14 protein-coding genes are annotated in these 14,512 nt (G+C 64.7%); 10 read left to right on the top strand and 4 right to left on the bottom strand.

The features are described from left to right. Positions 1-112 precede the first annotated feature (112 nt). Positions 113-1,483, top strand: coding sequence for a Fic family protein (locus tag CKO23_RS07160; RefSeq protein ID WP_200329498.1), 1,371 nt, complete (start codon positions 113-115; stop codon positions 1,481-1,483). Here the strand turns inward: CKO23_RS07160 and CKO23_RS07155 are convergent. The 3 genes from CKO23_RS07155 to CKO23_RS07145 form a co-directional block, all read right to left on the bottom strand. Next, positions 1,474-2,280, bottom strand: a complete 807-nt coding sequence (locus tag CKO23_RS07155) for a CbbQ/NirQ/NorQ/GpvN family protein (protein WP_200329496.1) — start codon at positions 2,278-2,280, stop codon at positions 1,474-1,476. The genes CKO23_RS07160 and CKO23_RS07155 overlap by 10 nt on opposite strands. 140 nt (positions 2,281-2,420) lie before the next feature. After that, entirely contained in the window at positions 2,421-2,777 is a 357-nt protein-coding gene (locus CKO23_RS07150) for a ribulose bisphosphate carboxylase small subunit (RefSeq protein WP_200329494.1), read from the bottom strand. A gap of 182 nt (positions 2,778-2,959) precedes the next feature. Next, positions 2,960-4,378: a form I ribulose bisphosphate carboxylase large subunit gene (locus CKO23_RS07145; protein ID WP_200329492.1), complete on the bottom strand. Its 1,419-nt coding sequence runs from the start codon at positions 4,376-4,378 to the stop codon at positions 2,960-2,962. 259 nt (positions 4,379-4,637) lie between these two features. Here CKO23_RS07145 and CKO23_RS07140 point away from each other — a divergent pair, with 259 nt between their 5' ends. The 4 genes from CKO23_RS07140 (at position 4,638) to CKO23_RS07125 (ending at position 9,255) form a co-directional block, all read left to right on the top strand. Next, a complete protein-coding gene (locus CKO23_RS07140; RefSeq protein ID WP_200329490.1) occupies positions 4,638-5,552 on the top strand; it encodes a LysR family transcriptional regulator in 915 nt (304 codons plus the stop codon). Between the two features lie 165 nt (positions 5,553-5,717). After that, positions 5,718-7,667, top strand: a complete 1,950-nt coding sequence (dxs, locus tag CKO23_RS07135; protein ID WP_200329488.1) for a 1-deoxy-D-xylulose-5-phosphate synthase — start codon at positions 5,718-5,720, stop codon at positions 7,665-7,667. Positions 7,668-7,747: 80 nt separating this feature from the next. Further along, positions 7,748-8,524: a hydroxyacylglutathione hydrolase gene (gene gloB / locus CKO23_RS07130; RefSeq protein ID WP_200329486.1), complete on the top strand. Its 777-nt coding sequence runs from the start codon at positions 7,748-7,750 to the stop codon at positions 8,522-8,524. A gap of 89 nt (positions 8,525-8,613) precedes the next feature. Continuing rightward, on the top strand, positions 8,614-9,255 hold the full coding sequence (locus tag CKO23_RS07125; RefSeq protein ID WP_242482270.1) for a methylated-DNA--[protein]-cysteine S-methyltransferase: 642 nt from the start codon (positions 8,614-8,616) through the stop codon (positions 9,253-9,255). Between the two features lie 599 nt (positions 9,256-9,854). Here the strand turns inward: CKO23_RS07125 and CKO23_RS07120 are convergent. Next, entirely contained in the window at positions 9,855-10,190 is a 336-nt protein-coding gene (locus tag CKO23_RS07120; RefSeq protein WP_200329484.1) for a hypothetical protein, read from the bottom strand. A gap of 392 nt (positions 10,191-10,582) precedes the next feature. On the opposite strand from CKO23_RS07120, the gene modA reads away from it, so the two are divergent. The 5 genes from modA (at position 10,583) to CKO23_RS07095 (ending at position 14,386) form a co-directional block, all read left to right on the top strand. Then, on the top strand, positions 10,583-11,290 hold the full coding sequence (gene modA / locus CKO23_RS07115) for a molybdate ABC transporter substrate-binding protein (protein ID WP_200329482.1): 708 nt from the start codon (positions 10,583-10,585) through the stop codon (positions 11,288-11,290). Further along, positions 11,290-11,955 carry a molybdate ABC transporter permease subunit gene (locus CKO23_RS07110; RefSeq protein WP_200329480.1) on the top strand — a complete coding sequence of 222 codons (666 nt, stop codon included), beginning with the start codon at positions 11,290-11,292 and terminating at the stop codon, positions 11,953-11,955. The genes modA and CKO23_RS07110 overlap by 1 nt, the downstream gene beginning before the upstream one ends. Then, positions 11,955-13,022, top strand: a complete 1,068-nt coding sequence (locus tag CKO23_RS07105) for an ABC transporter ATP-binding protein (protein ID WP_200329478.1) — start codon at positions 11,955-11,957, stop codon at positions 13,020-13,022. The genes CKO23_RS07110 and CKO23_RS07105 overlap by 1 nt, the downstream gene beginning before the upstream one ends. Positions 13,023-13,125: 103 nt before the next feature. Beyond that, the gene (gene modD, locus CKO23_RS07100; RefSeq protein WP_200329477.1) at positions 13,126-13,968 is read left to right on the top strand and encodes a ModD protein; all 843 of its coding nucleotides are present in this window, start codon (positions 13,126-13,128) and stop codon (positions 13,966-13,968) included. A gap of 13 nt (positions 13,969-13,981) precedes the next feature. Continuing rightward, complete coding sequence (locus CKO23_RS07095) at positions 13,982-14,386, top strand: hypothetical protein (protein WP_200329475.1); 405 nt, start codon at positions 13,982-13,984, stop codon at positions 14,384-14,386. Positions 14,387-14,512 lie beyond the last annotated feature (126 nt).

Below are 14,512 nucleotides of genomic sequence, written 5' to 3'. Positions count from 1 at the left end.
GTTCCACCCAACAGAATGGTTCATCACACCAGGCAACGGACTATCACCTGGAATACTAATTTGGTACTAATAACGACTAAATTAGTAGTTCACGCCAAGCAGAAGGCGCCTCATGAAGATCCCGCGATCTCCACCTAACATCGAGTCCCTACTGAAATCCTTCGTCGACGCAGGCGGCGCTGAACGCCTCGCCGCTTTGTTTCGCAACCCGATCGGACCAGCTCCGGGTGGGCGCTATCTGCATTGGGACGAACTTCGACATCGCCAACCGCCTTCCGAGCTCAGCGCAGAGGAATGGTGGTTCGCGGTCAAGATGGCGCGGCAGCCGCTCTACAAGCCGACCTCGATCGCGGACAAGAGCGGCAAACCCTTCGCCTTCGCCCTCGTCGATCCGATCCTCGCGCGGCTCCATCGCATCGACCGAGACGCATCCGGCCAGATCCGCCTGGAGGCTCCGATCGCGAGCCCCGCAACGCGGGATACCTATCTGGTACGCTCGCTGATCGAAGAGGCCATCAATTCGAGTCAGCTCGAAGGAGCCTCGACCACCCGCCAGGTCGCCAAGGAGATGCTCCGCCAAGGCCGCCGACCGAGGGACAAGAGCGAGCAGATGATCTTCAACAATTTCCGAGCAATGCGGACGATCTCCGAACGGATCGGGCAACCACTCACGCCGCAAACCATCCTCGAACTGCATAGCGTCTTGACCCGCGACACCCTGGATGACCCAACCGCGGCCGGACGCCTGCGCCGCGCGGACGAGCACATCGACATCGTCGATCATCGGGACCAGAGGGTCCTGCACATACCGCCCCATGCGGACACGTTGCCCGAACGCCTAGTGCGACTGTGCCGCTTCGCGAACGACCTCGAACCAGAACCTTTTGTACCGCCCATCATCCGGGCGATCCTGCTGCACTTCGCGCTCGCCTACGATCACCCCTTCGTCGATGGCAACGGCCGCGTCGCCCGCGCGCTTTTCTACTGGTCCGCACTCTCCCAGGGATACTGGCTGCTGGAGTTCGTGTCCATCTCCAGCATCTTGAAGAAGGCTCCCGCGCAGTACGCCCGCGCCTATCTCTTCACCGAGACGGACGACTCCGATGTCACCTACTTCCTCATCCACCAACTGGAGACCATCGTCGCCGCGATGGATGGGCTCCATGCCTACCTGCAGCGGAAGGCCAACGAGACCAAGGCGACGGAATCCATGCTGCGCAGCTGCGCGCACGTGCGCGACGCATTGAATCATCGACAACTGACGCTGATCCGTCACGCCGTCCGCCATCCCGGCGCGCGCTACACCATCGAGGGTCATCGCCAGAGCCACAACGTGGTCTACCAAACGGCGCGCACCGACTTGCTCCGACTGGCCGAGTTGGGACTGCTGGATCAGCGCAAGGTCGCGCGGGCACTGGTCTTCGAGTCCCCACCGGATCTGGACGCCCGATTGAGCAACACTCACGGGACTGTTCAGAAATAGGTATTCACCGCCGCATCCAAGGTATCGCGCATATCCGGATCGTCCGTCAGCGGGCCAACCAGGGCCATCTGAGCGGCGGATTGCGGGTCGACGCCCTTGGAGATGAGCTGGGCGGCGTAGACGAGCAAGCGGGTCGACATCCCCTCGTCCAACCCATGACCTTTGAGGTTACGGCTGCGGTGGGCGATCTGGACCAGCTTCTCCGCGATCGGCTTATCCACCCCGCCCTCATGGGCGATGATCTCGGCCTCGATCTCGGCCGTCGGGTAGTCGAAGTCCAGGGCGCCGAAGCGCTGCTTGGTGGACTGTTTCAGATCCTTCATGAGGCTCTGATAGCCGGGGTTGTAGGAGATGACGATCTGGAAATCCGGGTGTGCCTCGACCAGCTCGCCCTTCTTTTCGAGCGGCAGTGTGCGGCGGTGGTCGGTCAGCGGATGGATGACCACCGTGGTGTCCTGGCGGGCCTCGACGACCTCGTCCAGATAGCAGATGGCACCGAGGCGCGCGGCGACGGTCAGCGGACCGTCCTGCCACTTGGTGCCGTTGATGTCGAGCAGGAAGCGGCCGACCAGGTCGGAGGCGGTCATATCCTCGTTGCAGGCCACGGTGATCAGCGGCTTGCGCAGCTTCCAGGCCATGTACTCGACGAAGCGGGTCTTGCCGCACCCGGTCGGCCCCTTGAGCATGACGGGCATCCGAGCGTCGTAGGCGGCCTCGTACATGCCGACTTCGTTGTGAACGGGGCAGTAATAGGGCTCTTGCTGGATCAGATATTGGTCGCGATCGATGTCTGACATGAGTGCGGTCCCTTCAAGGTGCGACGGTCGCACCATTCAATGGATTCTGCGCGTCGGCGCCTCTGGCCGCGGGCAAAACAAAGCCCCTGCCCCGTCGTTGAGGAAGCAGGGGCTCCGGATGCCACGCGTGACGACCAGCCTTAGACCGGCTTGCCGCGGAAGATGACCATGGACGCGCCCTGGGACTGGGCGTAGTTGTCATAGCCGATCAGACGCACATGGTTGTTGGGGTGCGCCTTGTGACAGGCCTCCGCCTCGGCCAGGATGGTGTCGACATCGGTCTCGCCGAACAGCGGCAGCTTCCACATGTACCAGTAATGGTCGAAGGCATTCTCCGGCTCGGTGTGCTCGACGGCCGGGTTCCAGCCCTTGGAGACGATGAACTCGACCTGCTTGCGGATCTGGTCGGCTTCCATTGCCGGCAGGTAGGAAAAGGTCTCGAACTTGCGGCTGTTGACGTCCTCGAGACTGGATTGGTAGTCCTGCATGTCGCTCATGGTGTGATGCTCCGAAATCTGGTTTGTCCGTGGTTCGATGGCTGGATGGCTGGATGGCGTCAGATCGGCGTGGGGAGCCGCATCGATGATGGTCGATGCGGCTCCTTCGTCACCACAATCCTACTGATGAGCCATGGCCAGTTCATCCACGGTGTCGTTTCAATTCGCGCCTATAAAATCAATTATTTATGGGCGACATCCAACTTGTCGACGGTGTCGAACTCGAACTTGATCTCTTTCCAGGTCTCCATCGCGGCCTTCAGCTCGGGGCTGGAGGCGGCGGCCTTGGTGAGGACGTCCTTGCCTTCCTTCTCGATGGCGACGCCCTGGTTGCGCGCCGCGACACAGGCCTCGAGCGCGACCCGGTTGGCCGCGGCGCCGGCCGCATTGCCCCAGGGATGACCCAGGGTGCCGCCGCCGAACTGGAGCACCGAGTCGTCACCGAAGATGTTGACCAGGGCCGGCATGTGCCAGACGTGGATGCCGCCGGAGGCGACCGGCAGGACGCCGGGCATGGAGCCCCAGTCCTGATCGAAGAAGATACCGCGGCTGCGGTCCTCCTTGATGAAGGCATCGCGCATCAGGTCGATCCAGCCGAGCGTCGCCTCGCGGTCGCCTTCCAGCTTGCCGACCACGGTGCCGGAGTGCAGATGGTCGCCGCCGGACAGACGCAGGATCTTGGCCAGCACGCGGAAGTGGATGCCATGGTGCGGGTTACGGTCGAGCACCGCATGCATGGCGCGATGGATGTGCAGCAGCACGCCGTTGTCGGCGCACCACTGGGCAAGCCCGGTGTTGGCGCAGAAACCGCCGGTGATGTAGTCGTGCATGATGATGGGTGCGCCGATCTCCTTGGCGTACTCGGCACGCTTGTACATCTCTTCCGGCGTCGGCGCGGTGACGTTCAGGTAGTGACCCTTGCGCTCGCCGGTCTCGCGCTCGGCCTTGTCGATGGCGTCCATGACGAAGTCGAAGCGTTGACGCCAGCGCATGAAGGGCTGCGAGTTGATGTTCTCGTCGTCCTTGGTGAAGTCGAGACCGCCGCGCAGACACTCGTAGACCGCGCGACCGTAGTTCTTCGCCGAGAGGCCGAGCTTGGGCTTGATGGTGCAGCCGAGCATCGGGCGGCCATACTTATTCATGATGTCGCGCTCGACCTGGATGCCGTGCGGCGGGCCGTTGCAGGTCATGACGTAGGCGATCGGGAAGCGCACGTCTTCCAGGCGCAGGGCACGCACGGCCTTGAAGCCGAAGACGTTGCCGACCAGCGAGGTGAAGACGTTGACCACCGAACCCTCTTCAAAGAGGTCGATCGGATAGGCGATGAAGGCGTAGTAGCAGCTGTCGTCGCCCGGCACGTCCTCGATGGCGTAGGCGCGGCCCTTGTAGTAGTCCAGATCGGTCAGCAGGTCGGTCCACACCGTGGTCCAGGTACCGGTCGAGGATTCAGCGGCGACGGCAGCGGCCGCCTCTTCACGCGGAACGCCTGCCTGAGGCGTGATCTTGAAGCAAGCCAGGATGTCCGTGTCCTTCGGGGTGTAATTGGGCATCCAGTAGGTCTCGCGGTACTCTTTCACGCCCGCGCTATAGGTCTTCGCCATTCTGAATCCTCCGGAAACAAGTTCTGTGGTGAGGTCGGCGCGACCCGAGCGTCGGGCCGCGCCTGTCATCGTTGGCTCCGTCTGCCCCTGCCTGCGGGCCGAAACCTGAGGCGCAATTATTCGCAAGAAACCACATAAATGCTAGTAAATATTGCTTATGCAAAATATAACTCATAGCTTATGATCTATAGGATGCGAGCATCGCTCGCAGTCCCTTTACACCTCGCTTGTCGCAAGACCGCCCACTCAATCACCCACCATGCACATCTCACTGCGACAACTGCGAGTCTTCGAGGCAGTGGCACACAATCACAGTTACACGCGCGCCGCGGAAGAGCTGCATCTGAGTCAGCCCGCCGTCTCGATGCAGGTCCGCCAACTCGAGGACGAGATCGGCCTGCCCCTGTTCGAGCGGCTCGGCAAGCGCATCGTGACCACGGAGGCCGGCCGCGAGCTCTACCATTACAGTCGCGCCATCAATCGCGCATTGCGTGAGATGGAGGAAGTCCTGGAGTCGCTCAAAGGCATCAACCGAGGCAGTCTCCAGGTCGCCGTCGCCAGCACGGTCAACTACTTCGCGCCACGTCTGCTCGCCGTCTTCCAGAAGCGCTACCCTGGCATCAACCTGCGCCTGGATGTCACCAATCGAGAAATGCTCGTCCAGATGCTGGATAGCAACTCGGTCGACCTGGTGCTCATGGGCCTGCCGCCCAAGAACGTGGAGGTCGAGTCCGAGGCCTTCATGGACAATCCGCTGGTGGTCGTCGCCCCGCCGGATCACCCGCTCGCGCACCAGCACTGCATCCCGGTCGAGCGGCTGGCCGAGGAGACCTTCGTCATGCGCGAAGCCGGATCGGGAACCCGCAAGGCCATGGAGCGCTTCTTCAGCGAGCGCGGCTTGCTGATTCGCCACGGCATGCAGATGACCCGCAACGAGGCCGTCAAACAGGCCGTTCGCTCCGGTTTGGGGCTCAGCGTGGTCTCGCTGCATACCATCGAGCTGGAGTTGGAGACGCGGCGCCTGGTGACCCTGGACGTCGAGGGCTTCCCCGACCGCCGCCAGTGGTATCTGGTGTACCGTCGTGGCAAGCGCCTGTCGCCAGCGGCGAGCGCCTTTCGCGACTTCGTGCTGGCGGAGGCCGCCAGCATCGCAGCCCCGCAAACGCCGACCTAAAAGGCTGACTTAAGGGTTGGCACTCGATCAAAGAACAGACCGTGCATCGCCGGCGGGTCAGCCCAACCGCGGCGGCAAGAGACCCAGGTCAATGGATTGCATGGGACATCCCTCTTGGCATTCGTCTAAACTACAACGCTTGCTACGAAATCAGCGTCTTCGACCATGCCACACCGCACTTCCAGCGATTCCGGTGCCTCACTGCACCGACGCCCACTCCTAGACTTGATCGACGATCCGGCCGACCTGCGCGGCCTGTCCGAGAGTCAATTGCCCGAAATCGCCAGCGAGCTGCGGAGCTTCCTCATCGAATGCGTCTCGCAGACCGGCGGACACCTAGCCGCCGGGCTGGGCGTCGTGGAGCTGACCATCGGCCTGCACTATGTCTTCGATACGCCCTATGACCGCCTGGTCTGGGATGTCGGACATCAAGCCTATCCGCACAAGATCCTGACCGGACGTCGCGACCGCATGTGCACCCTGCGCAAGAAGGACGGCGTCTCCGGCTTCCCGAAACGCAGCGAGAGCGACTACGACACCTTCGGCGTCGGCCACTCCAGCACCTCCATCGGCGCCGCACTCGGCATGGCCCTGGCCGCCAAGCAACGCGGCGAGCGGCGCACGGTCATCGCCATCATCGGCGACGGCGCACTGGGCGCCGGCATGGCCTTCGAGGCACTGAACCACGCGGGCTCGATGGACATCGACCTGGTGGTCATCCTCAACGACAACGAGATGTCCATCTCCCCGCCGGTCGGCGCCATCAGCAATCACCTGGCGCGGCTCCTCTCCGGCAAGATCTACACCACCATGCGCGAAGGCAGCAAGACCGCCCTGCGCGGCCTGCCGAACCTGCGTCATCTGGTCGGGCGCTGGGAAGAGCACATGAAGGGCATGGTGATGCCAAGCACGCTCTTCGAAGAACTCGGTTTCAATTACATCGGCCCCATCGACGGACACGATATCGATTCCGTGGTCCACACCCTGCGCAACATCAAAGGGATGCCGGGGCAGCGTCTGCTCCATGTGGTCACCAAGAAGGGGCGCGGCTTCGAGCCCGCCGAGGGCCAGCCCGTCACCTATCACGGCGTCACGCCCTTCGACCGCCACACGGGCGAGATCATCAAGGGCAAGGCCAAGGGCCCCAGCTACACGCAGATCTTCGGCGGCTGGCTGTGCGACGCCGCGGAACAGGACGAGCGCCTGGTCGGCATCACCCCCGCCATGTGCGAAGGATCCGGGCTCACGGCCTTTTCCAAGCGCTTCCCCGAGCGCTTCTTCGATGTCGGCATCGCCGAGCAGCATGCCGTCACCCTGGCCGCCGGAATGGCCTGCGAAGGACTCAAGCCGGTCGTTGCCATCTATTCGAGCTTCCTGCAGCGCGCCTATGACCAGCTGATCCATGATGTCGCCCTGCAGAATCTGGACGTGACCTTCGCGGTCGACCGCGGCGGACTGGTCGGTGCGGACGGCGCGACCCATGCCGGCAGTTTCGATCTGAGCTTCGGACGCCCCATCCCCAATCTGCTGATCCTAGCCCCATCGAACGAGAACGAGTGTCGCCAGATGCTCAAGACGGCCTACGAGCATGCGGGACCGGCCATGGTGCGCTATCCACGCGGCGGCGGACCGGGCGTTGCCATCGACCCACTCGCGCCCGCCTTGCCGATCGGCAAGGGCGAGATCGTCCGCCAAGGCCGTCGCATGGCGCTGCTGGCGTTCGGGAGCATGGTCCCGCCGGCCTTGCGGGCCGCCGAGGCGCTGGATGCAACAGTGGCCAACATGCGCTTCGTCAAGCCGCTCGACGAAGACCTCATCAAGGAACTGGCGCTCACGCATGAGATCCTGGTCACCATCGAGGAGAACGCCATCGCCGGCGGCGCTGGCAGCGGCGTGGCGGAAACGCTCTCGGCCCAGGGGATCGTCATCCGCTGTCTTCATCTCGGGCTACCCGACCGCTACATCGAGCACGCCGAGCACGCCGAGCAGCTCGCCAGCGTCGGGCTCGACGCCCCGGGGATCATCGCCAGCCTGCGCGCCGAGCTGGACCGCTTCAGCACCGACCAGGGCGCCACGGCCTCCGAGCCGACACGCAGACAGGGTATCGGCGCCTAGGGCGCCCAGGGCACCCACCGCACAAGCGAGAGTCGCCGGCCTCCCCAGGGACGCGGGGCCGGCCATGGAGGTGACAAGTCTTGCTCGACGTCCACGCCATTCCAGCCTTCTCGGACAACTATATCTGGCTGCTGACCGAGGGCACGGGGGCGGCCGTCGTGGTCGACCCAGGCGACGCGGATCCGGTGCTTGAGCATCTGCACGCCGCCAAGCTCCGCCTCACGGCCGCGCTCATCACCCATCACCACGCCGACCATACCGGCGGTCTGGCGGAGCTGACCGCCGCCTTCCCCGGACTCCGCAGCTATGGCCCAAGAGATGACCGGATTCGCGGCCTGACGGACCGGATCGGTGAGGCGGACCTCATCCAACCAGCCGGTCTGACGACCAACTTTCAGGTGATGGAGGTTCCCGGGCATACCTCCAGCCACATCGCCTTCTTCGGCCATGGCACGCTCTTCTGCGGCGACACCCTCTTTGCGGCCGGCTGCGGGCGCGTCTTCGACGGCAGCTTCGAGCAGCTCTCGGACTCCCTGGAGCGCATCGCCTCCCTGCCGAGCGACACCCTCTGCTACTGCGCCCACGAATACACCCTGGCCAACCTCGGATTTGCGGCCTGGGTCGAGCCAGACAGCCGCGCGCTCGCGCAACGGCGCACAGCGGACCACCGACGACGTCGGCAAGGGCTGCCCACGGTCCCGTCGAGCCTCGCGCTGGAGCGCGCCACCAACCCCTTCCTGCGCACCCGCGAGCCTGATGTGATCAGGGCCGCGGAGACCGTTGCCGGCCACCCGCTGCACGGCAGTCGCGAGGTCTTCACCGCACTGCGGCGCTGGAAGGACGAGCAGTACGACTGAGCCCCTGCTGGCCCCCCGACCTCGCCTTGCGCCCTTCTCCAGACTGAGATGGGCGTGCACGCCCGTGTCCCACGCACAGGAGGCTTGCAATGACGAAGAAGGTGCTTGCACAGACCCACGAGTCGAGCGGGGAGGCGCATCACACCCGGATGCAGATCCGCTATGCGTTCGGCGACTGCTCGCTCGGCGGCCTGCTCGTGGCCGAGAGCGCGCACGGCGTCTGCGCCATTCTCATGGGTGACAACAGCGACACCCTGCTGCGGGATCTGGAGCGCCGCTTTCCCACGGCCACCCTCAGTGCGAGCGATGGCGCACCCGACGACCTGGTCGAGCGGGTCGTCGATCTGATCGAGTCGCCGGGGACGAGCCTGGATGTACCGCTCGACATCCGTGGCACGGCCTTCCAGCAGCGGGTCTGGGCAGCGCTGGGCAGGATTCCTCCCGGTGAGACCCTCAGCTACGGCGAGCTGGCACAGCGTATCGGCGCCCCCAGGGCGGCGCGCGCCGTGGCAGGGGCCTGCGCGGCCAATCCCCTGGCAGTCGCCGTTCCCTGTCATCGCGTCGTTCGCGGAGACGGCGGCCTCGCTGGCTATCGCTGGGGCGTGGCGCGCAAGGCGGCCTTGCTGGCACGTGAAGCACAGGCATGCATCCAGAACCGGGGCATTCCGGCATCAGCCCCTGCCTCGTGCGATCCTCGCACGCCTTTGGCGGACGGGAACATCGGTTCCTGACACCAGGTTCTGGCGCTGCGGATAGACACCTTTTGAATCCGAGCCATATTGAGTAGAAACACTCAGTTTCGATGGACAAGAACGTGCTTTCGAGCGCGGTTTTGGGTCCCGGAGCGCCCTGTGAATGAATGGGTTCCAGATCCCGAAAAGCGTGTCAAGACCGGCTCAGCCGTCGACCGTCCTTGCGTCTTTGAACCGGACGGGCAGTCCGTGCAATAAGAATATAAAATCTTTTAAAAACAGTAAAATAGATTAGAAGAAAAAATAAAATAGGCTACTGCCATTGACTTTTTCGGATCGTTCAGAGCTCCGTCTCGCCGCCTCACTTTATGCACATCGTTTGTGATTAAGTCTGTGGATAACCACTGAACGAAGGCCGCGAGCACATGAATGGCCTGAGATCAGGTTAGATCGCACAGGATTTGACCACTTGATGACATCGTATTCTTTTCGTGCTCGATTGAGGGCTCGAATAACCCGGCATCCGGGGCAAGGCAGCGCAGTGGGGATCTCCCGAGGATCCAGCCACGCTCGACCGGGCGTGATCAGACCAGGTTCCCGGCGCGGTCTCGGCATTGCTGCCGAGCCAAGCATCCGAATCAAACCCGGAACTGACCGATCTGCTCCTGGATCTGAGCCGCCAGGCGAGACAACGCCTCGCTCGCCTGCGCCAGGCGCGCGGAGCTGGATGCCATCTCGCCGACCGCCCCGGTGATGATGTGGATGTTGCGGTTGATCTCCTCCGCCACGGCCGACTGCTCCTCCGCCGCGCTGGCGATCTGGGTGTTCATGTCGCTGAGCGAGATCACGGAGGTGCTGATGCGCTCGAAGGCGTCGCTGGCACGGCGCCCATGCTCCCCACTCTCTCGCGCACGCTCCTCGCTCTTGCCGCCACCACGGCGCTGTCGGCTTCGCGACAGTCGCCCCGTCGTCATCCGTCGGGAAACGACAATGAGACATTCGCGCCACCGCTTTTCAGATCAGGCGATACCCAATCCATCCCCGTCATCAGGCCCCGCAAAGCTCTCGAACATCCATTCGATACAGGCACCTGGAACTCAGTAGAGGGATGACGGGCCAGACGGCGCTGACACTGGCGCCATCTTTGCTTAAGCAACGCCAACGATCGTTATATCATTCGTAATACAACGTACCGGCGAGACGCAGACCGCGCCTTCAGGGATAAAGATCGATCACCACCGCATGTGCTCGGCCACGGACGCGCGCTGAGCCGCGCGGATCGCGACCAAGCGCCCAAGCGCCGCATCGACCTTCGATCCCTGACCCGGCCATGCGTCAAGACCCTCTCATCCTTCGGAGCCTCTCCATGCGCCTTCTCCTGATCCTCTGTTGTCTGCTCGCCCCCGTCGCCGCCATCGCGGACTCACTGCTCATCGCCGCCGGCGCCGGCTACAAGAAGCCGCTGACCGAGGTCTATGCCGCCTTCACGCAAGACTCCGGCATCCAGGTCCAGGCCGCGTTCGGCAACATGCGGCAGGTCATCGCCCAAACCCGCGATAGCGATCGGGTCGACCTGGTTGTCGGCGAGCAGGGCTTGCTGACCGAGACGGGACTCTTCACGCGATTCACCCCACTTGGCAGAGGCCGACTGGTGCTCGCCTATGCCCACACCCGCCTGAGCGGCTACCAGACACTGGCCGACACGGAGGTCGAACGCATTGCCCTGCCCGACCCCAAGAAGGCCATCTATGGCCGAGCCGCCACCCAGTTCCTGGAGCGTAGCGGGCTGATGCCGCAGGTGCGGGAAAAGCTGATGACAGTGGCGACCGTGCCGCAGGTCTCGGCCTACCTGATCGCAGGAACGGTGGATGCTGGCTTCATCAATATCACGGACGCGCTCGGCATCCAGGACAAGATCGCCGGCTTCGAGGAGCTGCCGAGCGCGCTCTACGATCCGCCAATCATCGCCCTCGCCTACCCCACAGCGAGGCCGGCATCCGAGGCCGCCACGGCTTTCGCCGAGTTCCTTGGCACCCAGAAGGCGAAAGCCATCTTCGCGAAGTACGGACTCTGATGCCGAGCCTCGTCGCCTGCGCGCCCTCCTCGCTCCTGCTGAGCGTAGAGGTCGCCGGCGTGGTGCTGGTGCTGTTCTTGGTCTTCGGGATCGCGCTGGGCTATCTGTTGAGCCAGCCGATCCCGTTCCGGGGACTGCTCGACGCCATCATCTCACTGCCGCTGGTCTTCCCGCCCATCGCCATCGGGTTCTTCCTCTTGATGGCCTTTGGCCGCCACGGCCCGATCGGCGGCTGGCTGCATCAGACGCTCGATTGGGATCTGGTGTTCTCCTTCCAGGCGCTGGTCCTGGCCTCCTTCGTGGCGGGGCTGCCGCTGGTGGTCAAGCCCATCCAGTCCGCCATCGAAGGCAGCGCGCGCGACCTGATCGAGGCCGCCTACACCCTCGGCAAGGGGCGCTTCGAGACACTGATCCTGGTCGTCATCCCGGTCGTGCGGCGCAGCATCGTCGCCGGACTGACACTGGGCGTCGGCCGCTCCTTCGGGGAGGTCGGCATCACCCTGATGCTCGGCGGCAACATCATCGGCTCCACCGAGACCCTCTCGCTCGCCATCTACAACCAGGTGCTCGACGGCGACTTCGCCTGCGCCTCCAGGCTCTCCATCCTGCTGGGCCTGGTGTCACTCGCCCTCTTCGTTCTGCTGCGCAAACTGGGACGCCTCTGATGACCGACTTGGACGCGAGAGTGACCTTTCAACGCAAGGGGTTCGCGCTGGACATCGATCTGCGCATCCCAGCCGACGGCATCACCGCCCTCCTTGGTCCCTCCGGCGGCGGCAAGACCACCTTGCTGCGTCTGCTCGCCGGGCTGGAAAGGCCCAGCTCGGGCACCATCCGGCACGGCGACCAGATCTGGCTCGACCGCGCCAGACGCATCGACCTGGCCCCGCGCCATCGCCGTGTCGGTTTCATGTTTCAGGACTACGCCCTCTTCCCGCATCTGAGCGTCGCCCGCAACATCGCCTTCGGGCTGCCGCGCGGCGCCGATCGGTCAGAGCAGATCGCCCCATGGCTGGAGCGGCTCGGACTACGCCACCTCGCGGACCGCCCACCCGCCGCCCTGTCAGGCGGACAGCGCCAGCGCGTTGCCCTGGCCCGCGCACTGGCGGCGCGGCCCAGGGTGCTGCTGCTCGACGAGCCCTTCTCGGCGGTCGACTTCAGCCTACGGCAGGCGCTTCGGATCCTGTTTCAGGAGGTGGTCGCGGATGCCGGCATCCCAGCCATCCTGGTCTCCCATGATCTGGAGGACGTCCGCCAGGTCGCCGACCGTGTCGGCGTCATCATCGACGGGCGGCTGCGGCGCCTGGGTCCGACCGAGGAGGTCTTCGCGCGGCCTGGCGATGCCGAGGTGGCGCGGGTGCTCGGCTGGCCCAACACCTTGGCGGTACAGCACTGGGAAGGCGAGACGGCGTGCGGGACCTGGGGTCGGGTGCCTATCCGCACCGATACACGCACGCGACACCCCGAGGTCGTCGCCATCCTCCCGGACGGACCGACGCTGAGCATGGACAAGGGGCTGCCGATCGAGGTCAGCCGCATCACCGACATGGGCGGTTATCATGCCCTCCTCTGCCGCCTCGCCGACCGCTCGCCGCTGCGCATTCATCTGCCCAAGACCAGCCCCGCGCCAAGCCCTGGAACCAGCGCCCGGCTCGAGATCCCGAGCCACTGCGTGGTCCCGCTGCGTGAGCGTGCCAGCGCGCCGGAGTGCGGCGTTCCTGAATTCCAATAGCCCTGAACATCAATGCCTCCTGAACATCAGCACCTCCCGAACATCAACACCCCTGAACATCGATACCCTGAACCTCACGATGCCTGAAGCGAGATCCTCGACCATGCCCACACCACCCGTCCTCAGCGACCATGAACTGCACCAACTCCTGAACGAAGACGTCCCCTTCGGCGATCTGACCACCGAGTCGCTCGGCATCGCCGCAAGGACAGGCCAGATCCGCTTCTTCGCCCGCGACCCCATGGTCGTCTGCGGCGTCGAGGAGGCCGTGCGCATGTTCCAGCTCTGCGGCGCCGAGGCGCAGATCCGCGCGGCCTCCGGCACCCAGGCCGCGCCCGAGACCCTGCTGCTGGAGGCGCGCGGCAGCGCCAGCGCGCTACATCGCGGCTGGAAGGCCGCGCAAACCCTGATGGAGTGGTGCGCGGGGATCGCGACCCGCGCCGCGGACATCGTCGCGGCAGCATGCCGGGGCCACCCGGACGCCATGGTCGCCGGCACCCGCAAGAACGTGCCGGGCACCCGCCACCTCGCGGTCAAGTCCTTCAAGGCGGGCGGTGCCGTCATGCATCGCAACGGACTCTCCGAAACCCTCCTGGTCTTCGCCGAGCACCGCCTCTTCCTGGGCGACGAGCCGCCGACCGAGACCATCGCCCGACTGCATCGCCAGTGCCCCGAAAAGCGTGTCGTGGTCGAGGTCAACACCCCGGAGGAGGCGCTGCGCTGGGCCGATGCGGATGTGCTGCAACTCGAAAAGTTTTCTCCGCAAGCCGTCGCCGAGGTCGCCACCGCATTCGCCGCGCGCGGCTCCACCGCCGTCCTCGCCGCCGCCGGCGGCATCAACGCCAGCAACGCCGAAGACTACGCCCGCGCCGGCGCCAGGCTGCTGGTCACCACGGCCCCGCACCTGGCGCCCCCTCGGGACGTCCAAGTGCGCTTCTACCTCTGATGGAGTGACAGCCATGGCGAGAGCGCACTGCCTCTACGGACACAAGCCACATCGCACGCGCCTGACGGCCCTGGATGACTGTGAGCCAAGCTGGTCGTCGCGACTCCCGCCACGCTGGCGGCGCCAAGCCATCGAGCCGCGCTCGTTCCGAGTCCATCGCGAGCATGAGATCCTGGCCCGGCGCGTCTTCGGCGACGACAGCCAGGGTATCCCCTGCTTCTACGCGCACGACTACCGCCAGATCGATCTCCGATCCGACGACGACGAAGACTTCTACGAGGCGCTCGCCTATGGTGAATCCATCACCGCCTGGCGCCTGCGCGACGGACGCTGGCTCGTCCACCGCCAGATCGAACCGCTGGGCGACGAAGGGGCATCGGGTGCATGCTTCAACCTGGAAGCGCGGATGCCGGGCTGAGCGCGACGGGCGGGCGATGGACCCGCCATGCGGCGCTCGCGCCAAGGCCCCCGGCCACGGGTCGGATCCAATGATTGTCAGATTCTCCGCGACCTCTGCCGATATTCGCCTTACACTTCGCGCGAC

The organism is Thiocystis violacea (assembly GCF_016583565.1).
Lineage (GTDB): Bacteria > Pseudomonadota > Gammaproteobacteria > Chromatiales > Chromatiaceae > Thiorhodococcus > Thiorhodococcus violaceus_A.
This window is presented reverse-complemented; position numbering and strand designations above follow the sequence as displayed.